Source organism: Bradyrhizobium sp. dw_78 (assembly GCF_018449525.1).
Lineage (GTDB): Bacteria > Pseudomonadota > Alphaproteobacteria > Rhizobiales > Xanthobacteraceae > Bradyrhizobium.
The window spans coordinates 104,894-124,546 of record NZ_JAAVUS010000003.1 but is presented as its reverse complement, the minus strand read 5'-3'; the positions used below and the strand labels follow the sequence as shown (position 1 = coordinate 124,546).

Sequence of the window (19,653 nt, the reverse complement as noted above, 5' to 3'; positions counted from 1 at the left end):
TCTTTAAGCCCACTCCGCGATCACCATGTAATTCACATCGGTGTCGGAGGAGAGGCTCCAGCGGTCCGCGAACGGGCTGTAGACCACGCCGGTTTCCTCGGTGATGACGAGCTTGTTGTCGAGCAGATAGCGCGCGAGTTCGCTCGGCGTGACGAACTTGTCCCATTGATGGGTGCCGCGCGGCAGCCAGCGCAGGACATATTCGGCGCCGACGATGGCAAGCGCAAAGCTCTTCCAGTTGCGGTTCAGCGTCGAGAGCACCATCATGCCGCCGGGCTTCAGCATCGCCGTGCAGCGGTTGAGGAACACGCCGACATCGGCGACATGCTCGACCACTTCCATCGCCAGTACGATATCGAAGCGCTCGCGCACATCCATCTGCTCGACCGTGGTGCAGCGATAGTCGATCGAGAGGTGCCCCTTGTCGGCATGCAGTTTGGCGGCCGCGATATTGCTGGCTGACGGGTCGACGCCGATCACCTGCGCGCCGAGCCGCGTCAGCGGCTCGCACAGCAGGCCGGCGCCGCAGCCGATATCGAGGACGCGCAGGTCCGACAGGCAGCTCAGGCTTTTGACGTTGCGTTCGAACTTGCGGCAGGCGGCGTCGCGGATATAGGTTAGCCGCAGCGGGTTGATCTTGTGCAACGGCGCCATCTTGCCGTTCGGATCCCACCACTGTTCCGACAGTTTGGAAAATTTCGCGACTTCGGCCGGGTCGACCGTGCTGCCCACGGCGACCGAAACATCGTCGGGACCGTTCTGGGCCGGAAAACTCTGTTGTTGCGTAGACATGGATGAACGCGCCGCTCCTTACCGCGCCGTGATGTGATTGCGGAAATCGAGCGGCGAGGCAATCATCTTGATCGTCTCGGCTCCCTCGCCGACGCCCCGTACCGTAACGTCGCCGTAGTTCAGGATACGGCCGAGAATGGTTTGGTTAACATCGACGCTTTCGACCTTGTCGAGGCTCATTTCGAAGGTCCGGCGCTTGATGAAACCGGCCTTGTGGACCACCCGCAGATTGGTGACGTCGGTCTCGGTGGTCCAGCGATGGAACCAGGCCTTGACGGTCCAGTACAACGCCGCCAGCGCCACCGCGGCGGAAGCCAGCAGGCACAATAGAATGATACCGTCCGTCGTGGTCATGCGCGACATCACGAGAAGCGCCACAACCACGATCCAGGCCGCGACCGCCGGTCCGTAGAATATCCAATGCGCGTTGGTCGAATACAGCACCTTCTCGCCGGGCTGCAGAATATCGTCGATATAACGCCCCATACTTCAAAGCCTTGATCCCAGCGCCGGGGCCCTCCTCAAATCAGGAGGAACCCGCTTGCCCCCGGCCGCGCCGCTATGTATACGCGCCTTTCGGTCCCCGCGCTTTTGCTTTCTGTGCGGGCCACCCTATTTATCCTGTTGAGGAATAAGCGCGCCGTCATGGGTCGCCTCGTCATGAAATTCGGCGGCACGTCCGTCGCCAATCTCGACCGCATCCGCAACGTCGCGCTCCACGTGAAGCGCGAGGTGGATGCCGGGCACGATGTCGCCGTGGTGGTCTCGGCGATGGCCGGCAAAACCAACGAGCTGGTGGAATGGTGCCGCGACGCCTCGCCGATGCACGACGCCCGCGAATACGACGCCGTGGTGGCGTCCGGGGAACAGGTCACGTCCGGACTGCTCGCGATCGCGCTGCAGGCGATCGGCATCCAGGCGCGTTCATGGCAGGGCTGGCAGATTCCGATTCTGACCAGTGACGCCCATGCCTCGGCGCGAATCCTCGAGATCGACGGCACCGAACTGATCAGCCGTTTCAAGGAACGCAAGGAAGTCGCCGTCATCGCCGGCTTCCAGGGGATCAACCGGGAGAGCGGGCGAATCACCACGCTCGGGCGCGGCGGCTCCGACACCTCGGCGGTCGCGATCGCCGCCGCGATCCATGCCGACCGCTGCGATATCTATACCGACGTCGACGGCGTCTATACGACCGACCCGCGCGTGGTTCTCAAGGCGCGCCGGCTCGACAGGATCGCGTTCGAGGACATGCTGGAACTGGCCTCGCAGGGCGCGAAGGTATTGCAGGTCCGTTCGGTCGAACTCGGCATGGTGCATAACATGCCGATCTTCGTCCGCTCCAGTTTCGACAAGCCCGAAGATATCGACCCGCACGGAACGCCGCCGGGCACGCTGATCTGCAGCGAGGAGGAAATCATGGAAAGCCACGTTGTCACCGGCATCGCCTTTTCCAAGGACGAGGCCCAGATTTCCGTGCGCCAGATCGAGGACAAGCCGGGCGTCGCCGCCTCGATCTTCGGCCCGCTCGCGGATGCCAATATCAATGTCGACATGATCGTGCAGAACGTCTCGGAAGACGGCAAGACCACCGACCTCACCTTCACGGTCCCGGCCTCGGACTATAACCGCGCCCGCGACACCATCAGTTCGGCCAAGGGCAAGATCGGCTACGCCCGGCTCGACAGCGCCACCGACGTTGCCAAGGTCTCGGTGATCGGCAGCGGCATGCGCAGCCATGCCGGCGTCGCGGCCCAGGCATTCGGGGCGCTGGCCGCGCGCAACATCAATATCCGCGCCATCACCACCTCCGAAATCAAGTTTTCGGTGCTGATCGACGCAGCCTATACCGAACTCGCGGTGCGCACGCTGCACACGCTTTACGGTCTCGACCAGGCCTGAAGCCACGATTTTAGCGCCTTTTCGGTTCCGATCGAATCAGAACCAAGCCCATTTTCCTTGTTTTGACGCGTTTTCCAGACGCGGCTTTGGCGGAAGCCACGCCCTGCGGCGCGCTGCGCTCGGAAATCGACAGCGTTCGGCCAAAGTTTAGAACGTTTTTCTCTTAGCGCCCGCAGCATTGGGCTCGTGGAGACATTATTGTCTCTGGCAGGCGTTTTGCTTGGCAAAACAAGCCTCAATTCGCTATACGGCCTGACGGGCGGGCTGCCGTAGACTGCAACGCAGTTTCGGTTCTCCGATTCGGCCGGTTTCCAAGGCTCATTCGATGGCTTGTGACGGCGCCGAATGAATAAAATTGTTGTTTTGTCTGGGTTTAACGCCAGCTCCCGGCCACCCGGCGGGCTGGGTTCACGGAGGAGGGTTTCGACCTATGCGGAGCGCGTCGGGAGGTCCCCGCGTCTTGTTGAGACGGCTCCGCGAAACCATGGCGGAGCAGGTCTCGGCCCAGGAGCGGCTGGACAAGATCGTGGTGCTGATCGCGGCCAACATGGTGGCCGAAGTCTGCTCGGTCTATGTGCTGCGCGTCGACAACACGCTGGAACTCTATGCCACCGAAGGTCTCAACCGCGACGCGGTGCATCGCACCGTCCTGAGCGCGCATGAAGGCCTTGTCGGTCTCGTGGCGAGCGAGGCGACGCCGCTCAATCTAAGCGACGCGCAAAGCCACCCGGCGTTCTCGTTCCGCCCGGAGACCGGCGAAGAAATCTATCACTCCTTCCTCGGCGTTCCGATTCTGCGCGCCGGCAACACGCTCGGCGTGCTGGTGGTGCAGAACCGCGCCAAGCGCACCTATGTCGAGGAGGAAGTCGAGGCGCTGCAAACCACGGCGATGGTGCTGGCGGAGATGATCGCCTCAGGCGAATTGTCCGCGCTGGCGCAGCCCGGCGCCGAGCCCGCCGCGCGGCATTCGCTGCACAAGACCGGCGCGATCCTGTCCGACGGCATCGCGCTCGGCCATGTGGTGCTGCACGAGCCGCGCGTCGTCATCACCAATTACATCGCAGAGGACCTGCCGAAGGAAATCAAGCGGCTCGACGCCGCGCTGGCCAAGCTGCGCGCCGATCTTGACCGCATGCTGGAGCGCGGCGACGTCGCCGATGGCGGCGAGCACCGCGAGGTGCTGGAGGCCTATCGGATGTTCGCCAACGATCATGGCTGGTCGCACAAGCTGCACGAGGCGGTCGCCACCGGCCTCACCGCGGAAGCCGCCGTCGAACGCGTGCAATCCGACACCCGCGCCCGCATGCTGCGCTCCACCGATCCCTATCTGCGCGACCGCCTGCATGACCTCGAGGATCTCGGCCACCGGCTGATGCGGCAACTGGTCGGGCAGGATCACGCGCCGTCGCGCGAGCAACTGCCCGACAACGCCATCCTGATCGCGCGCGCGATGGGGCCCGCGGCGCTGCTCGACTACGACCGCAAGCGCCTGCGCGGACTGGTGCTGGAGGAAGGCACCGCCAATTCCCACGTTTCGATCGTGGCGCGCGCGCTCGGCATTCCCGCGGTCGGCGAGGTGCCGAACGCGCCGGGCATCGCCGATCCCGGCGACGCCATCATCGTCGACGGCACCTCGGGCGAGATCTATGTCCGGCCGTCGGTGGAAATCGAATCGGCCTATGCCGAGCGGGTGCGGTTCCGCGCCCGGCGGCAGGCGCAATATTCGGCGCTGCGCGACAAGCCCTGCGTGACCAAGGACGGCCAGCCGGTCGAACTCATGATCAATGCCGGCCTCACCATCGACCTGCCCCATATCGACGACACCGGCAGCGCCGGCATCGGCCTGTTCCGCACCGAGCTGCAATTCATGGTCGGGCAGAGCCTGCCGCGATCCAGCGACCAGCTCGCGCTCTACCGCACGGTGCTGGACGCCGCCGGCTCCAAGCCGGTGACGTTCCGCACCCTCGACATCGGCGGCGACAAGGCGCTGCCCTATATGGAAGCCGTGATCGAGGAAAACCCCGCACTCGGCTGGCGCGCGATAAGGCTCGGTCTCGACCGGCCGGGGCTGTTGCGCGGCCAGATCCGCGCGCTGCTGCGCGCCGGCGGCGGCCGGGCCCTGCGCATCATGTTCCCGATGATTACCGAAGTGGCCGAATTCGACCTCGCCAAAGGCATGGTCGAGCGCGAGCTGACCTATCTGCGCCAGCATGGCCATGCGCTGCCGGAACGCATCGATATCGGCACCATGGTGGAAGTGCCGGCGCTGCTCTACCAGCTCGACGAACTCCTGAAGAAGGTCGATTTCGTCTCGGTGGGATCGAACGACCTGTTCCAGTTCCTGTTCGCGGTCGATCGCGGCAACGCCAAGGTTTCGGAGCGGTTCGACACGATGGGGGCGCCGATCCTGCGGGCGTTGCGCGATATCGTGCAAAAAGCGCAAGCGGCCAAGAAATCAGCGTCGCTGTGCGGCGAGATGGCGTCGAAGCCGATCGGCGCGCTGGCGCTGATCGCACTGGGTTATCGCTCTTTATCCCTGTCGGCGACCGGGCATGGCCCGGTCAAGGCCATGATCCTCGATCTCGACGCCAGGAAAGCCGAAGCGATGATAATGCCGTTGCTCGACGCGCCGTCCGGCAGCGTCTCGATCCGCCAGAAGCTGATCGAATTCGCCGAGGCCGAGGGGCTTGCGTTGTAGCTGCGCCCGTCTTTGTGTGGCGCCCTCTTCGTGATTCGAGACCAAACCATGTCGACGCTTCCAGAAGCCAAACTTGATGTCCTGCTGGCGCACCATGCCTCGCTCGAGGCCGAACTGCTGGGCCAGGTGAATTCGGAGAACTACGTGCGCATCACGCGCGAGCTCGCCGAGCTCAATCCGCTGATCGACGCCGTGAAAGCCTATCGCGCCGCCCGCGCCGAGATTGCCGACACCGAAACGCTGATCGCCGATCCCGCGACCGAGCCCGACATGCGCGGCATGGCGGAAGCCGAGCTCGATTCGCTGCATGCGCGCGTGGTCGAGCTCGAACAGCAGATTCGCATCGCGCTTCTCCCCAAGGACGCCATGGACGACCGCAACGTGGTGCTGGAAATCCGCGCCGGCACCGGCGGCGACGAAGCCTCGCTGTTCGCCGGCGACCTGTTCCGGATGTATGAACGCTTCGCCAGCCTGCAGGGCTGGAAGGTCGAGGTGGTCTCGGCCAGCGAAGGCACGATGGGCGGCTACAAGGAAATCATCGCCGAGGTGCGCGGCCGCGGCGCCTTCGCAAAACTGAAATTCGAATCCGGCGTACACCGGGTGCAGCGCGTGCCCGATACCGAGACGCAGGGCCGCATTCACACCTCGGCGGCGACCGTGGCCGTGCTGCCGGAGGTCGAGGAGGTCGACGTCGACATCAAGAGCGACGATCTCAAGATCGATACCATGCGCGCCCAGGGCGCCGGCGGCCAGCACGTCAACAAGACCGAATCAGCGATCCGCATCACCCATATTCCGACCGGCATCGTGGTGATGATGCAGGACAGCCGCTCGCAGCACAAGAACCGCGCGTCGGCGATGAACATCCTGCGCTCCCGCATCTACGATGCCGAACGCCAGCGCATCGATACGGCGCGTTCGGCCGATCGCCGCGAGAAGGTCGGCTCCGGCGACCGCTCGGAGCGCATCCGCACCTATAATTTCCCGCAAGGGCGCGTCACCGATCACCGCATCAACCTCACGCTCTACAAGCTGCCGCAGGTGATCTCGGGCGAGGCGCTGGGCGAACTCATCGACGCCTTGACGACGGAACATCAGGCGGCCCAGCTTGCCGCCCAGGGCGCCGCGGCGTGAGCGCCGCCCTGCTGTCGTCCTGGCCATCGCCGCGACTGGGCAACAATCTCGGCGTCGTCCCTGCGAACGCAGGGACCCATAACCCCGGTCGCGCGATTTTGAGCGGGCATGTCGCGTGAGCGATTCCCTCGCCGGGCAAACCATCGAGATCGCGCGGCGCGCTGTGACGAGGCGATTCGAATCCGCCGCCATCGATACCGCCGAACTCGACGCGCGGATTCTGATCGGCGCCGGATTGAATCTCGATCTGACCGGCCTGATCGCGCAGGCCGCGCGGCAATTGACCGCGGCGGAAGCTGCGCGCCTCGAAGATTTCGTCCGCCGCCGCCTTGCGGGCGAACCGGTCGCGCGGATTCTCGCGGCCAAGGAATTCTGGGGGCTGCCGCTGCAATTGTCGCCGGCGACGCTGGTGCCGCGGCCTGACACCGAGACGGTGGTTGAGTTGGCCCTGGAAATGTTGCGCGCCGCACCTCGCCCGGACCGGCGCAGGTCGATCGCCGATATCGGCACCGGATCCGGCGCGATCTTGCTGGCGCTGTTGTCCGAGCTGCCGGATGCCTATGGCATAGGCACAGATATCAGCGGCGCCGCGCTGTCGGCTGCGAGGACCAATGCCGCCCGGCTCGGTTTAAGCGATCGCGCCGGCTTTGTTGCGTGCGACTATGCATCGGCATTGGGCGGCGGCTTCGATCTGATCGTGTCGAATCCGCCCTATATCCGCACCAATGACATCGCCGGCCTCGCCGCGGAAGTTCGCGATCACGACCCGCATCGCGCGCTGGACGGCGGTCCGGACGGACTTGCCGCCTATCGCACGCTGATCCCGCAGGCAGCTTCGCTTCTCGCGCCCAACGGGGTTCTCGCCGTGGAGGTGGGGCGCGGCCAAAGCGGCCAGGTTGAACGATTGATGACAGCAACAGGGTTAATACATGAAAGGCCGCCCAAGGCCGACCTGGCAGGCATTCCGCGCGCTGTCGCGGGCCTGAAATTGCCCCCATAAAGCCTGATTGAGGTGCAAAAAAACCACTTGGAATATCCGGCGGGAGCGACTACGTTCCCTCACAACATCGGTCCAGGGTTACTGGCCCCGTAGCTACCACACGGGTGAAGGCCAGAGTTCTCAGAGCGAGAGCCCGCCCCGGGTAAGGGTTCCAAAAACGCAGGTCTCATCAAGCGCGACGGCTTTTAAGAGCTACGCTGCTGCTGACCGCAAAGCGAACGAAAGCCTGTTATTGCGCTTGAAAGCTCACGCGACAAACCTGTGTTCGTTTTGGCAGGCGGAATGATTTGATGCAGCCGGCGTGTCGTGTGCCGGGCTGTGGGGGATCGCGTCTTTGTTGACCGAGACGTATGGCGAAACGGGTGTGGAATCGAACTGCACCGCCATTGTGCCTGTGACGCGAATTGCGCCGGGCCAAACGATACCGGCAATCCGATGATACCGGCAATTCAAGGTGTTTAACCCTTCAAGGCGAACAACCCCAAGACGTTAGGTTTCGAGGCGTAAAACTTCAGGGCTGGAATAAAGGCAGGACATGAGAAACGGTCAAAACAACAAGCGGATGCGTAACCGGAACAACAATAATAATAACAACAATAACAACCGGCGCGGCCAGAACCCGATGACCCGGGTGTTCGAGTCCAACGGACCCGACATCAAGATTCGCGGCACCGCGTCCCATGTTGCCGAAAAATACGTGCAACTGGCGCGCGACGCGCGCTCTTCCGGCGATCCGGTTGCCGCCGAAAATTACTATCAGCATGCCGAACATTATTTTCGCCTGATCGCTGCGGCCCAGGAACAGTTGCGGCAGAACCAGCCGCAACCGCGCATCGACAGCGAGACGTCGTCCACGGAGGACGGCGACGACGAAGGCGATTATTCGAATTTCGGGCAGGAGCCCGGCTTCGTTCCGGTGCAGCAACAGCCGTTCGTTCCGCGCGACAATCAACCCTATCCGCGCGAGCAGCAGCATCAGCCCCGCGAGCACAACCATAATCGCGAGCATCGGCAGCAGCCCCAGTACCAGCCGCAACAGCAGCCGCAGCCGGTAGTAGCCGACAATGGGGGCGTCGACCGCCTGCCCTCGTTCATCACCGGCGGCGCGCAGCCGCCCGTCAACGGCGCCCCTGGCGGCTACGAGGGCAATGGCGGCGGCGAACGGTTTCCGCCGCGCCGCCGGCGCCGGCCGCACGGCCCGCGCCCCGACAACAACATGGCCGCGCCGGCACCCCAGGGCGAAGATTTCAATCCGGGCGAATAGGCAACTGGCCTGACGATCGCGTTCGAAAGCACGATCGTCATTCCGGGAGTCCGTAGGGTGGGCAACGCGCAGCGTGCCCACCCTTTTTTGTTTGTTGGATGAACTGAAGGGCGGCGCGCAGTTGCGCCTTTACCCATCCATCCCGCAAAGCAAACCTATCCTTGCAAAATTATCCCCTGGCCGGCGACGGCGGCGCCAGCACCGGCCTTAGCGCCGGGATCAGCCGCTTGCTTTCGCGGCGGGCCGGGATCGGGCGATAGACCTGCTTGGTCGCTTCCACGATATGCACGCCGGCGAATGGCATCGACAACGCCGCGCCGGCGCGCTCCCACGCCATCGCCGAGCGCAGGAACCAGCCGCCCGCAACCGGCGGCATGAACAGCGCCTCGCCCCACGCCGTCGGCGTAAACCAGGCCTGCCGCAGCAATTGCGTGATCTGCGAGCGCGAATAGGGCCGGCCGTGACCGAACGGCGTATTGTCGGTGCGCGTCCACAGCCCGCGCCGGTTCGGTATCACCGCCATCATCCGGCCCGACGGCGCCAGCACCCGCCACACCTCGCGCAGCAGACCATCGGGATCGTCGGACATTTCCAGCGCATGAACCAGCAGGATCCGGTCGACGGCCGCGTCCGGCAACGGCAGCGACATTTCGTCGACCAATGTCGCCAGCGTCGGCCGCTCGGTCGGCCACTTCAACACGCCTTGCGCCGCCGGCATGAACGCGATGCAGCGTTCGCTGTCTTCGCGAAACAATCCGAGATAGGGCGTGGGATAGCCGAGGCCAAGCACGCGCTGGCCATCCGCTTTCGGCCAGCGCGCCCGGATGCCGCGATTGATCAACTGCCGCGCCACGACGCCGAGGCGCTGCGAATAGAAATCGCGAAGATCGATGACGTCGATGCTCATGACGCCAATCTAACATGCCCCGGACCTCATCGGCGCGCCTCAATATCGCCTTGCCGATTTGGCGTTAACGCCATAAATCGGGACTTCTTGTGGCTGCGCTCAGTGCTGCCGCCATATCTGGACCGAGGAGCTGTCATGGCCGCCGAGATTCGCCTGTTCCCCTGCCTGACCGACAATTTCGGCTACCTGATCCACGACTCCGCCACCAAGGCGACCGCCTCGATCGACGCTCCCGAAGCAGCCCCGATCATCAAGGCGCTCGAACGCGAAGGATGGACGCTGACCGACATCCTGATCACCCATCATCATCACGACCATGTCGGCGGCGTCGCAGAGCTGAAGCAGAAATACGGATGCCGCGTGGTGGCGCCCCACGACAAGACGACCAAGATTGCCGATGTCGACCAGCGCACCGCCCAGGGCGACGTGCTCAAGATCGGCAGCCTGCTGGCGCGCGTGCTGGAAACGCCGGGCCATACGCTGGACCATGTCAGCTATGTCTTCGACAATGAAAAGGCGCTGTTCGCGGCCGATACGCTGTTCTCGATCGGCTGCGGACGGGTGTTCGAGGGCACCTATCCGATGATGTGGGACTCGCTGTTGAAGCTGCGCGCACTGCCCGACGACTTCAATCTCTATTGCGGGCATGAATACACCGCATCGAACATCAAATTCGCGCTGACGGTCGAGCCGGACAATCCGGCGCTGAAAGCGCGCGCCGAAGAAGTGACGCGGTTGCGCGCTGCCAACCAGCCGACCATCCCGGCCAAACTCGGCGACGAGAAGAAGGCCAATGTGTTCCTGCGCGCCGATGAACCTGCCGTCGCCGCCGGTCTGCACATGAAGGGGGCGAGCGCCATCGAGGTGTTCGGCGAGTTGCGCGAGCGCAAGAACAAATCCTGACGGACAAATCCCGATGCAAGCGATGACCGCCGCCGACATCATCGCACGCCTTGGCCTCAAGCCGCATCCCGAAGGTGGCCATTATCGCGAGACCTTTCGCGACGGGCACCGCGACGCCGGCGGACGCGCTGTCTCGACCGCGATCTATTTCCTGCTCGCGCGCGGCGAGCGCTCGCACTGGCATCGCATCGACGCGGCGGAGATCTGGCACTATTACGCGGGCCACGCGCTGATATTGCAGATCGCCGATGGCGACGGTCGGAGCACCATCCAACTCGGCCCCGATCTTGCCGCCGGTGAAACACCGCAGGCCATCGTGCCGGCGCAGGCGTGGCAGGCGGCCGAAAGCACCGGCGACTGGACGCTGGTCGGATGCACGGTGGCGCCGGGTTTCGATTTCGCGACCTTCGAGCTGGCGCCGAAAGGATGGACGCCAACAAACCGTCCGTAGCAAGCCTTAAACGCGAGCGTGACGACCGCCATTTTCATTTGCGCCTTGCCAGATAGTGGAGAGCGACCGCCATCGCGGCGAACCCCGCACCGGCGCCGACACCTAGCCCCCAACGCGGGCCAAACGTGTCTGCGACCCAGCCAACGATCGGCGCGCCGATCGGCGTCGCACCCACGCCGATCGCGAGACGCAGCGCCATGACACGCCCCCGCATCACGGGCGGGGTGGATAATTGCATCAGGCTGCTCGTCGCATTGGTGAACGTCAGCGTGGATACGCCGATGACGACGAGAGCCGCGGCGAACAGCCAAGCATTGGGCATTATCGCGGCGAGCGCAAAACCGACTCCGAAAATCGCTGCGGCTATGGGGAGAAGTCGGAACCGTGGCTTTTCACGTCGCGCGGCGAGTAGTGCGCCGGCGAGCGCTCCGAGGGCCATGACCGAGGTCAGGAGCCCATACTGATCAGCGCCGCCATGAAAGATCCTGACCGACATGGTCGAGATGAAAATTGGAAAATTGAGGCCAAACGTGCCGATCAGGAAGAGCATCCAGAGGATCGCCCCGATATCCGGACGGGACCGGACATAACGGAACCCCTCCACGAGATTGCCGCGCGCCTGGCCGGCGCGGATGTTCGGGTGAAGCTCGCTCGAACGCAGACAGAGCAGCGACGCCAGCACGGCAAGGAACGAAGCGCCATTGATCAGGATCGCCCAGCCGGAACCGACAGCGGCGATCACGATGCCGGCTACGGACGGACCGACCAACTGGGCGGCGTTCATGGAGGTGGAATTCAGAGCCACCGCATTGGAAAGGTCTTCGTCCCCGACCAGGTCGGAGACGAAGGTCTGGCGCGCGGGCATATCGACCGCGTTGACGCAACCGGACAGAAAGGCGAGCACGTCAACGTGCCACAATTGAACCTGTCCGGTAACGACAAGCAGACCCAGCACAAGGGCAAGCACGCCCATCGCGGCCTGCGTCGCGATCAATAGCTTGCGCCGGTCGAAGCGATCCGCCGCATAGCCGGTCCAGGGCAGTAACAGCAGCTGCGGCCCGAATTGCAGTCCCATCACGACACCAACGGCCGTCGCGCTATGACGGGTAAGCTCGGTGAGCACCAACCAGTCCTGTGCGGTGCGCTGCATCCATGTGCCGATATTGGATATCAGCGAGCCGCAGGACCAGAGGCGATAATTATATACCCTCAAGGAACGAAACGTGCCGGACCCCGTGCCTTCAGGAGCCAACGGGAGAATTCCCGCCGTGGAACTGCCCGAAAGTGCGTGCCGACATCACGCCGATCAGCAGGAGGCCTAACCCCAGGCTGGCGATGTGATCCGTCGAGCGAAGGTCGAACTGGCCCACGCGCAAAATGAGACAGTAGGCGAGCACGAGGTTTGCAAAGCCCCACAGCACATTCACCGTCGATGACGATAGGCCCTTGCCGGGCGGCTTGGCGAACGGGCTTTGAAACGATCGCCCCATCATGCCGCTGACATAATGCGGCACGGCGTTGGCGAGGAAAGCGCCACCAAAGAAGTAAGCGAGGTCATGCAGCCATACCATGATCAGGCCCCCCGATTCAGGAGAGCGAGAATCTCGCCGGTTTTGCCGGTTTCGCCGATCTTGGGAAAAACCCGCGTGACGCTGTAGCTGTGCGCGGCAGCATCGACGTCCGTCATGGCGTCGATCGCGAAGGTGATGTTGAATCCCAGCTCGTAGGCTTGGCGCGCCGTAACCTCGACGCCATTGCTGGTGGCAATACCGGTCATCACGATCTGAGTGACGCCAAGCGCCTGCAGGTGCGCCTCGAGGTCGGTCTTCGTGAACGCCCCCGGCGTGTACTTCGTCACGACATGATCTTGCGTTTGCCGGTTCAGCTCCGGAATGAGATCGGCCCAGCCTTCCGGAAGGACGTGATTGCGGCGCGGCTGTTCGGTCCGGACCGCCGGTGCGCCGGCGACATTGACGAGGACCACGGGCAAACCTTGCTCGCGAAAGGCCGCGGCCATTGTACTGACGTGCATCACCACCCCCTCGATCGGATGGATCGCCGGGAGCGAGACAAGGCCTTTCTGGAGATCGATGACGATCAGTGCGGTTTTCGGGTCGAGGGCCGTCACGGTCATGGCTGTTTCTTTCGGTTTAAAGATTTGGGATGGATCAGGAACCACTCAGGCTCCGGATGAGCGCGGCGGCGGAAAGCAGGGTTTGTTGTTCGGCCGGGCCGAGCTTCGCTACGGCCGCCAGCAGCCATTCCTGCTTCGCCATGCTCCTCTTGCGCCGCGCCTCGGCGCCCTGCGCGGTCAGCGAAAACAGGATTTGCCGCCCATCCGTGGGATGAGAATTGCGCTCGACCAAACCCTCCTGCTCAAGACTGGCCAGGATGGTGCTCATCGACTGGGGCTTCATCGCTTCCGCGCGCGCGAGATCGGCGGTGGTCATGCCGCCGTTCTCGTCCAGCCTGGCGAGAGCTGCCGTCTGCGAGAAGTTCAGGCCACCCGGATTTGCGTCCGCCCGCAGGCGGCGAAGGAGTTGTCCGATCGCCTGCGTCAGGGCGGGAACGACCGTTTCGGGCGATATCGGTGCGTCGGGGGTGCTGCTCATTCCCTCCGTATATATATCATCAGTCAAACTGGCAAGTTAGACTGATGATATATATACGCGCGATTCCGGCAGCCGTACGTCAACGCTTCCAGACCATATCCTTCGCCGCGATCAGCCCGCCGCCGGCGATCAGCACCGCAGCGAGGGCAACCGCGGCGCTCCATGTTGCAAATCCGGCCAGCATCAGGAACCCGGTCGAGAGCAATGGCGTCGCATAGGACGCCGCGCCGAGGACGCGGATATCGCCGCGCTTCATGCCGATATCCCAGGCGTAGAACGCCGCACCCACGGGGCCGACGCCAAGCCCGACGATCGAAAGCCATTGCGTGATCGTCTGCGGCCAGATCGTCGCTTCGACGATCGCATGCACCGCCGCCGCCAGCAGCGCCGTGGCGAGGCAGAATCCGGCGACCGCGCCGGTCGGCACCGATTTGAACTTGCGCGACAGCACCGAATAGGCCGCCCACACGAAAGCCGCGACAAAGGCCGCGATCAATCCCGGGATCTGGCCCGGCGCAAATTCATGACCGCTATTGCCCGCGAACAGGAGCACCGTTCCGGTGAGGCCCAGCAGAGCGCCGATGACGTGATGCGGAGCCAGCCGCTCGCCCGGCAGCAACGAGGAGAACAGCACGATCAGAAGCGGCCAGAGATAATTCAAAAGTCCGGCTTCGGCGGGCGGGGCGAAGCGCAGCGCCAGGAAATACAGCGCGTGATAGCCGAACAGGCCGCCGACCCCGACGATCCACACGATCAGCGGCTGCCGCAATGCCTTGATGGCATCGGGTCGGCCGATCCAGCCCAGCGACCCCACCAGCGCGCCGATCGCGAATGTCATGGCTGCGAGCTGAAACGCCGGAATAGCGCCGGTCGCAACCGTCATCACCGCGAACAGCGACCACATCAGGATCGCCGACAATCCGATCAGCGTCGCGGTGCGAGGGGTCATTGATCCGTCATTGCGGGGCACGAGAGACCGAGCGAACCCGGATATCTCGAGATACCGGGGCCACGCTTCACGCGTGTCCCCGGAACGATTACATCAAATCGTCACGCGTGGTATTGACCGCCGTTGACGGTGAGCGTCGATCCCGTGATGAAGCCGGCATCGTCGGCGGCCAGGAAGATGACCGCGCGGGCGATTTCCTCGGGCTCGCCGAGGCGGTTCACCGGAATCTGCGGCAGCACGTTCTTTTCCAGCACGTCCTGCGGCACCGCCTGCACCATCTCGGTGTTGATATAGCCGGGGCAGATCACGTTCACAGTGATGCCGCTCTTGGCATTTTCCAGCGCCAGCGCCTTGGTGAAACCGATATCGCCCGCCTTCGCCGCCGAATAGTTGACCTGGCCGAACTGGCCTTTCTGGCCGTTGATCGAGGAAATGCTGACGACGCGGCCGAATTTCCGGGCGCGCATGCCCTCGATCACCTGGCGCGTCATGTTGAACAGCGAGCCGAGATTGACGTTGATGACGGAGTTCCATTGCTCGACCGTCATCTTGTGGAAGGCGGTGTCCTTGGTGATGCCGGCATTGTTGACCAGCACGTCGACCGGCCCCAGATCCGCTTCGACCTGCTTGACGCCGGCAGCGCAGGCCTCGAACGAGCTGACATCCCATTTATAGACGGGGATGCCGGTCTCGGCCCTGAACTTTTCCGCCGCGACATCATTGCCGGCATAGCATGCCGCGACCTTGTAGCCGGCGGCCTTCAGCGCCTTGCTGATCGCCGCGCCGATGCCCCGCGTCCCTCCGGTTACCAATGCCACACGTGCCATGCCGAATCCTTCCCTTGTCGGTTCTTCTGACTACAATTTTTTTATGTAGTTTCGAATTATGCGACCGGTTTGACCAACATCAAGAACAAAACGCCCGGCAACAGGCCGGGCGTTTTCTCTTTAGTTCAGCACTGTGCAGGTGCGAAGAATATTCTCTTTGCAGTCGCTGCCGTTTTTCTAGTCGCGTGCAATGCACATCGCGATGCCCATGCCACCGCCGATGCACAGCGTGGCGAGGCCCTTCTTGGCGTCGCGCTTCTGCATTTCATGCAGCAGCGTCACCAGCACGCGCGCGCCGGAAGCGCCCACGGGATGGCCAATTGCGATCGCGCCGCCATTGACGTTGACCTTGGAGGTGTCCCAGCCGAGATCCTTGTTGACGGCGCAGGCCTGCGCCGCAAAAGCTTCGTTGGCCTCGATCAGATCGAGATCGCCGATGCTCCAGCCGGCCTTCTTCAGGGCCGCGCGCGAAGCCGGGATCGGCCCGGTGCCCATGACCTTGGGATCGACGCCGGCCTGAGCCCAGGACACGATGCGCGCCAGCGGCGTCTTGCCTTCCTTGGCCGCCTGCCGGGCGGTCATCAGCACCACCGCGGCCGCACCGTCATTGATGCCCGAGGCGCTGCCGGCGGTCACCGTGCCGTCCTTTTCGAAGGCCGGCTTGAGCTTGGCCATCCCCTCCAGCGTCGCGCCGTGGCGCGGATATTCATCGGCATCGACCACGATCTCGCCCTTGCGGCTCTTGATCGTGACCGGGACGATCTCGTCCTTGAACCTGCCGGCCTTCTGCGCGACCTCCGCCTTCTGCTGCGAGCCGACCGCGAATTCATCCTGCTGCGCGCGGGTGATCTGGTACTGCCGGGCGACGTTCTCGGCGGTGTTGCCCATGTGGTAGCCGTTAAAGGCATCCCACAGGCCGTCCTTGATCATGGTATCGACGAAGTCCACCGGCCCCATCTTGATGCCGCCGCGCAGATATTGCGCGTGCGGGGCCATGCTCATGGATTCCTGGCCGCCGGCGACGACGATTTCGGAATCGCCGTTCATCAGCGCCTGGTAGCCGAGCGCCACCGTGCGCAGGCCGGAGCCGCAGAGCTGGTTGACGCCCCAGGCCGGGCTTTCCACCGGAATGCCGGCAGCGATCGACGCCTGCCGGGCCGGGTTCTGGCCCTGGGCCGCGGTCAGGATCTGACCCATGATGACCTCGGATACCCGCGCAGGCTCGATGCCGCCCCGCTCCAGCGCCGCCTTGATGGCGATCGCGCCGAGATCATGGGCCGGGGTGGTGGCGAAGGCGCCGTTAAAACTGCCGACCGGGGTGCGGGCAGCGCTGACGATGACGACATCGTCTGACATGGACATCTCCTGAAGCTTGAGAAATGGAATGGCGGGCGGCCGGATGGCGCGGGCCTGTCTCTCGATTCTATCCTGTTAATCTAGGCAAGACGTGTCAATCGGCCAGAAGACGGAAATCGACCCTGGCCGCATTCAAAATGGACCTGCTGAGGGTTTGCTGGGCAGCCGCCTGCTTCCGAATTAACCGTGGCGCACAAAACGGTAGCCGAACTTCGTTGAAAATGCTTACTTTACGACGTTGCGTTGCTCGTTGCCCTTCGGCGAGGCCGTCGGGTTTCCGTCCTCGGTGATTGTGTGAGCCCATGGCGAAAACAGACCAACCCACTACGATCAAGAAATACGCGAACCGGCGGCTCTATAATACCGGCACCAGCACCTACGTAACGCTCGAAGACCTCGCCGCGATGGTGAAGGATGGCGAGGATTTTCTGGTCTATGACGCGAAGAGCGGCGACGACATCACCCGCTCGGTGCTGGCCCAGATCATCTTCGAACAGGAAAACAAGGCCGGCCAGAATTTGCTGCCGACCACGTTCCTGCGGCAGCTGATCCGCTTCTACGGCGACAGCATGCAGATGGTGGTGCCGAAATATCTCGAGCAATCGATCGACACGCTGACGCGCGAGCAGGAAAAATTCCGCAAGCAACTCGCGAACACGTTCAGCGGAACGCCGTTCGCGCCGCTGGAAGAACATGTCCGGCGCAACATGGAGTTGTTTCAGCAAACCTTCTCGATGTTCAAGCCGTTCGTGCCGCCGCGCGGCGGCGCGACGGGCACGGCGGAATCAGAGAAGGCCTCTGACGCGGTGCCGGAAGCGGACAATATCGACGATCTCCGCCGTCAGATGAAAGACATGCAGGAACGCCTTGAGCGCATGTCGAAGGAAACGAAGAAGGAAGAGTAGTTTCCCTTTCGGCGCTTTGTGGGCGCGCATTCCCGGCACGTCGGCCCCGCGCACGCCGCGGCGGCAAATCAGCTCGCCGCCGGCAAGATCTTTTCGGGCTTCGCGCGCCATGGCCGCTCTGCGGAGGCGAGCCCGATCAGGCGTCCCTGGATGTAGTCGCAGCCCCAATCACGCAGCAGAGCCGCCGATTCATCGTCCTGAACCCATTCCGCCACCGTCTTGATCTGCAGGCGGCGCGCCAGGTCGATCAGGGTCTGCACGAAGGCGCGGTCGTCGGCCGAGTGCGCGATGTTCTGCACGAAGGCGCCGTCGATTTTCACGATGTCGACGCCGAGTTTGCGCAGATTCCGGAACGAGGTATAGCCCGCGCCGAAATCGTCGATAGCGAACCGGCTGCCGAAATTCTTCAGCCGCGTCACGAAGCCGCGAACATCATCGACATCCTGGATCGCGACCGTCTCGGTGATTTCCACGATCAGCCGCTCGCCCACGCCTTCATGCGCGCGCATCAGCGACTCGATCGAGCTCCACCAGTCCGGATCCATCGTGGTCTCGGGCGAGATGTTGAGACTGAGCCGCACATCCGGCGACGCCGCAAGCTCGGCGATCACGAGCTCAAGCACGCGGTGATCGACCAGCCGTATCAGGCCGAGCCTTTCCGCGACCGGGACGATATCGGGCGCGGCCAGCATCTGGCCGTCATGCTTCTCCATGCGGACCAGGCACTCGTAGAATGCAGCATCGCGCGAGCGCGCTTCCACCACCGGCTCATACGCCATCACGATCCGCCGCTCGTTCAGCGCGGTGACGATCTCGTCGGTGACGCGGATGTTGACACGACGCTGCGCATCGCGCTCGACATTTGGGCGCCACAGCGCAAACGAACCGGCACGGCGCCGCTTTGCCGTATCGAGCGTTTCCTGGGCGCGGTTGATGGCTTCGTCGGCGTCGCGCGCATAGCGCGGCACGCTGACCGCGCCGATTGACGCCGTCACGGAAACCGGGCCGGATTTGGTCGGCACCACTTCGTCGCGAATACCGGCCAGGAAACGCTCGGCGGCGACCTTGGTGTCATCGACGGTGCAATTTTTCAGGATCAGCCCGAATTTATTGCCGGAGAAGCGGCCGAGCACGTCGCCGGCGCGCAATCTGGCGCGGATACGTTTGGCCACTTCCTCAATCACGGCATCGGCAACGTCGAAGCCGAAGGCGTCGTTGATCCGCGCCAGATGATCGATGCCGATCAGCATGAAGGCGCATGAAGTACGGAAGCGCGCCGCTTCCTCCACGGTCTCGGCCAGCGTGGCGACCAGTCGGGTGCGGTTGAGTTCGCCGGTCAGCGGATCGCGCCGCGACAATTTCAGGAGCTGCTCGTCGCGGGCGTGGCGTTCGTTATTGAGGCGGACGATGCCCTGCGCGCGCACCGGCTTGCCGTCGCGGCCGGCAAACCAGACGCCCGCTTCCTCGATCCAGATCATGGGCGCGGATGTGGTTGCGCGGACACCATATTCGATCCGGTAGGGCGCACCGTCGCCGCTGCGCGCCAGCGGTGACGGTGTCAACGCCTCGACGCGGATCGAGCGGCTTGGTTCGATCAGCTTTGAGAACGCGGCTCCGCTGGCCAGCGCTTCCCGCGGAATATCGGGAAATACCGAGTCAACGTGATCGCTCCAGACAATCTCGTCGGTTGCGATATCCCACACGAAGGCCGCCTGGCCGAGCAACGCGAGGATGGTCGAAGCTTGTGGAGGGGCCAATGTCACAACTGCCTCGCTTCGGGACGCCGCCGGAGCAATTCCCTGTCCATCAGGATAGCCCCTACTCTGCTAACGACCCATAAATAAACCGGAAACCACCTTTGGCGATCGGCATGGAACGATAACCATGAGTTCGGCATAGCCCTTGCGACGGAAGGATGACGCGGGATTGAAAGTCCCGAAACGAAACAGTCAGCCA

19 protein-coding genes are annotated in these 19,653 nt (G+C 63.5%); 8 read left to right on the top strand and 11 right to left on the bottom strand.

What is annotated here, in order from left to right; all coding sequences use genetic code 11:
• Positions 1 to 3: 3 nt before the first annotated feature.
• The gene (gene ubiG / locus HB630_RS09735) at positions 4 to 792 is read right to left on the bottom strand and encodes a bifunctional 2-polyprenyl-6-hydroxyphenol methylase/3-demethylubiquinol 3-O-methyltransferase UbiG (RefSeq protein WP_213772032.1); all 789 of its coding nucleotides are present in this window, start codon (positions 790 to 792) and stop codon (positions 4 to 6) included.
• A gap of 18 nt (positions 793 to 810) precedes the next feature.
• A complete protein-coding gene (locus tag HB630_RS09730; protein WP_213772031.1) occupies positions 811 to 1,278 on the bottom strand; it encodes a PH domain-containing protein in 468 nt (155 codons plus the stop codon).
• A gap of 159 nt (positions 1,279 to 1,437) precedes the next feature.
• Here HB630_RS09730 and HB630_RS09725 point away from each other — a divergent pair, with 159 nt between their 5' ends.
• The 5 genes from HB630_RS09725 (at position 1,438) to HB630_RS09705 (ending at position 8,787) form a co-directional block, all read left to right on the top strand.
• Entirely contained in the window at positions 1,438 to 2,691 is a 1,254-nt protein-coding gene (locus HB630_RS09725; RefSeq protein ID WP_213772030.1) for an aspartate kinase, read from the top strand.
• A gap of 430 nt (positions 2,692 to 3,121) precedes the next feature.
• Positions 3,122 to 5,389: a phosphoenolpyruvate--protein phosphotransferase gene (gene ptsP / locus HB630_RS09720; protein WP_213772029.1), complete on the top strand. Its 2,268-nt coding sequence runs from the start codon at positions 3,122 to 3,124 to the stop codon at positions 5,387 to 5,389.
• 48 nt (positions 5,390 to 5,437) lie between these two features.
• Positions 5,438 to 6,523, top strand: coding sequence for a peptide chain release factor 1 (prfA, locus tag HB630_RS09715; RefSeq protein ID WP_213772028.1), 1,086 nt, complete (start codon positions 5,438 to 5,440; stop codon positions 6,521 to 6,523).
• A 115-nt stretch (positions 6,524 to 6,638) separates the two neighbouring features.
• Positions 6,639 to 7,523, top strand: coding sequence for a peptide chain release factor N(5)-glutamine methyltransferase (prmC, locus tag HB630_RS09710; RefSeq protein WP_213772027.1), 885 nt, complete (start codon positions 6,639 to 6,641; stop codon positions 7,521 to 7,523).
• Positions 7,524 to 8,058: 535 nt separating this feature from the next.
• Positions 8,059 to 8,787 (top strand): DUF4167 domain-containing protein, encoded by a 729-nt coding sequence (locus HB630_RS09705; RefSeq protein WP_213772026.1) that lies wholly within the window; start codon positions 8,059 to 8,061, stop codon positions 8,785 to 8,787.
• A gap of 169 nt (positions 8,788 to 8,956) precedes the next feature.
• On the opposite strand, the gene HB630_RS09700 is transcribed toward HB630_RS09705, so the two are convergent.
• Positions 8,957 to 9,694 (bottom strand): methyltransferase domain-containing protein, encoded by a 738-nt coding sequence (locus tag HB630_RS09700; protein WP_213772025.1) that lies wholly within the window; start codon positions 9,692 to 9,694, stop codon positions 8,957 to 8,959.
• A gap of 135 nt (positions 9,695 to 9,829) precedes the next feature.
• On the opposite strand from HB630_RS09700, the gene gloB reads away from it, so the two are divergent.
• Positions 9,830 to 10,597: a hydroxyacylglutathione hydrolase gene (gene gloB / locus HB630_RS09695; RefSeq protein ID WP_213772024.1), complete on the top strand. Its 768-nt coding sequence runs from the start codon at positions 9,830 to 9,832 to the stop codon at positions 10,595 to 10,597.
• Between the two features lie 13 nt (positions 10,598 to 10,610).
• Positions 10,611 to 11,048, top strand: a complete 438-nt coding sequence (locus HB630_RS09690; RefSeq protein WP_213772023.1) for a cupin domain-containing protein — start codon at positions 10,611 to 10,613, stop codon at positions 11,046 to 11,048.
• Positions 11,049 to 11,082: 34 nt separating this feature from the next.
• Here HB630_RS09690 and HB630_RS09685 read toward each other — a convergent pair whose 3' ends face one another.
• The 7 genes from HB630_RS09685 to HB630_RS09655 form a co-directional block, all read right to left on the bottom strand.
• Positions 11,083 to 12,300, bottom strand: a complete 1,218-nt coding sequence (locus HB630_RS09685; RefSeq protein ID WP_213772022.1) for an MFS transporter — start codon at positions 12,298 to 12,300, stop codon at positions 11,083 to 11,085.
• A complete protein-coding gene (locus HB630_RS09680; protein WP_213772021.1) occupies positions 12,290 to 12,619 on the bottom strand; it encodes a hypothetical protein in 330 nt (109 codons plus the stop codon). The genes HB630_RS09685 and HB630_RS09680 overlap by 11 nt, the downstream gene beginning before the upstream one ends.
• 2 nt (positions 12,620 to 12,621) lie before the next feature.
• Complete coding sequence (locus HB630_RS09675) at positions 12,622 to 13,182, bottom strand: isochorismatase family protein (RefSeq protein WP_213772020.1); 561 nt, start codon at positions 13,180 to 13,182, stop codon at positions 12,622 to 12,624.
• A 34-nt stretch (positions 13,183 to 13,216) separates the two neighbouring features.
• Entirely contained in the window at positions 13,217 to 13,660 is a 444-nt protein-coding gene (locus HB630_RS09670; RefSeq protein ID WP_213772019.1) for a MarR family transcriptional regulator, read from the bottom strand.
• Between the two features lie 79 nt (positions 13,661 to 13,739).
• Positions 13,740 to 14,609 (bottom strand): EamA family transporter, encoded by an 870-nt coding sequence (locus HB630_RS09665; RefSeq protein ID WP_213772018.1) that lies wholly within the window; start codon positions 14,607 to 14,609, stop codon positions 13,740 to 13,742.
• A 101-nt stretch (positions 14,610 to 14,710) separates the two neighbouring features.
• Positions 14,711 to 15,436 (bottom strand): acetoacetyl-CoA reductase, encoded by a 726-nt coding sequence (gene phbB / locus HB630_RS09660; RefSeq protein WP_213772017.1) that lies wholly within the window; start codon positions 15,434 to 15,436, stop codon positions 14,711 to 14,713.
• Positions 15,437 to 15,613: 177 nt separating this feature from the next.
• Positions 15,614 to 16,792, bottom strand: a complete 1,179-nt coding sequence (locus HB630_RS09655; RefSeq protein WP_213772016.1) for an acetyl-CoA C-acetyltransferase — start codon at positions 16,790 to 16,792, stop codon at positions 15,614 to 15,616.
• A 302-nt stretch (positions 16,793 to 17,094) separates the two neighbouring features.
• On the opposite strand from HB630_RS09655, the gene phaR reads away from it, so the two are divergent.
• On the top strand, positions 17,095 to 17,697 hold the full coding sequence (gene phaR, locus HB630_RS09650) for a polyhydroxyalkanoate synthesis repressor PhaR (protein ID WP_213772015.1): 603 nt from the start codon (positions 17,095 to 17,097) through the stop codon (positions 17,695 to 17,697).
• Between the two features lie 68 nt (positions 17,698 to 17,765).
• Here the strand turns inward: phaR and HB630_RS09645 are convergent, their stop codons facing one another.
• Positions 17,766 to 19,460, bottom strand: a complete 1,695-nt coding sequence (locus tag HB630_RS09645; protein WP_213772014.1) for an EAL domain-containing protein — start codon at positions 19,458 to 19,460, stop codon at positions 17,766 to 17,768.
• Between the last annotated feature and the right edge of the window lie 193 nt (positions 19,461 to 19,653).

Coding starts and splice junctions, on each gene's coding strand:
- HB630_RS09690 (WP_213772023.1), top strand. CDS start 10,611: ATGCAAGCGATGACCGCCGCCGACATCATCGCACGCCTTGGCCTCAAG.
- prfA (WP_213772028.1), top strand. CDS start 5,438: ATGTCGACGCTTCCAGAAGCCAAACTTGATGTCCTGCTGGCGCACCAT.
- HB630_RS09700 (WP_213772025.1), bottom strand. CDS start 9,694: ATGAGCATCGACGTCATCGATCTTCGCGATTTCTATTCGCAGCGCCTC.
- HB630_RS09725 (WP_213772030.1), top strand. CDS start 1,438: ATGGGTCGCCTCGTCATGAAATTCGGCGGCACGTCCGTCGCCAATCTC.
- HB630_RS09670 (WP_213772019.1), bottom strand. CDS start 13,660: ATGAGCAGCACCCCCGACGCACCGATATCGCCCGAAACGGTCGTTCCC.
- ptsP (WP_213772029.1), top strand. CDS start 3,122: ATGCGGAGCGCGTCGGGAGGTCCCCGCGTCTTGTTGAGACGGCTCCGC.
- phaR (WP_213772015.1), top strand. CDS start 17,095: ATGGCGAAAACAGACCAACCCACTACGATCAAGAAATACGCGAACCGG.
- HB630_RS09655 (WP_213772016.1), bottom strand. CDS start 16,792: ATGTCAGACGATGTCGTCATCGTCAGCGCTGCCCGCACCCCGGTCGGC.
- HB630_RS09665 (WP_213772018.1), bottom strand. CDS start 14,609: ATGACCCCTCGCACCGCGACGCTGATCGGATTGTCGGCGATCCTGATG.
- ubiG (WP_213772032.1), bottom strand. CDS start 792: ATGTCTACGCAACAACAGAGTTTTCCGGCCCAGAACGGTCCCGACGAT.
- phbB (WP_213772017.1), bottom strand. CDS start 15,436: ATGGCACGTGTGGCATTGGTAACCGGAGGGACGCGGGGCATCGGCGCG.
- HB630_RS09680 (WP_213772021.1), bottom strand. CDS start 12,619: ATGGTATGGCTGCATGACCTCGCTTACTTCTTTGGTGGCGCTTTCCTC.
- gloB (WP_213772024.1), top strand. CDS start 9,830: ATGGCCGCCGAGATTCGCCTGTTCCCCTGCCTGACCGACAATTTCGGC.
- HB630_RS09675 (WP_213772020.1), bottom strand. CDS start 13,182: ATGACCGTGACGGCCCTCGACCCGAAAACCGCACTGATCGTCATCGAT.
- HB630_RS09705 (WP_213772026.1), top strand. CDS start 8,059: ATGAGAAACGGTCAAAACAACAAGCGGATGCGTAACCGGAACAACAAT.
- HB630_RS09730 (WP_213772031.1), bottom strand. CDS start 1,278: ATGGGGCGTTATATCGACGATATTCTGCAGCCCGGCGAGAAGGTGCTG.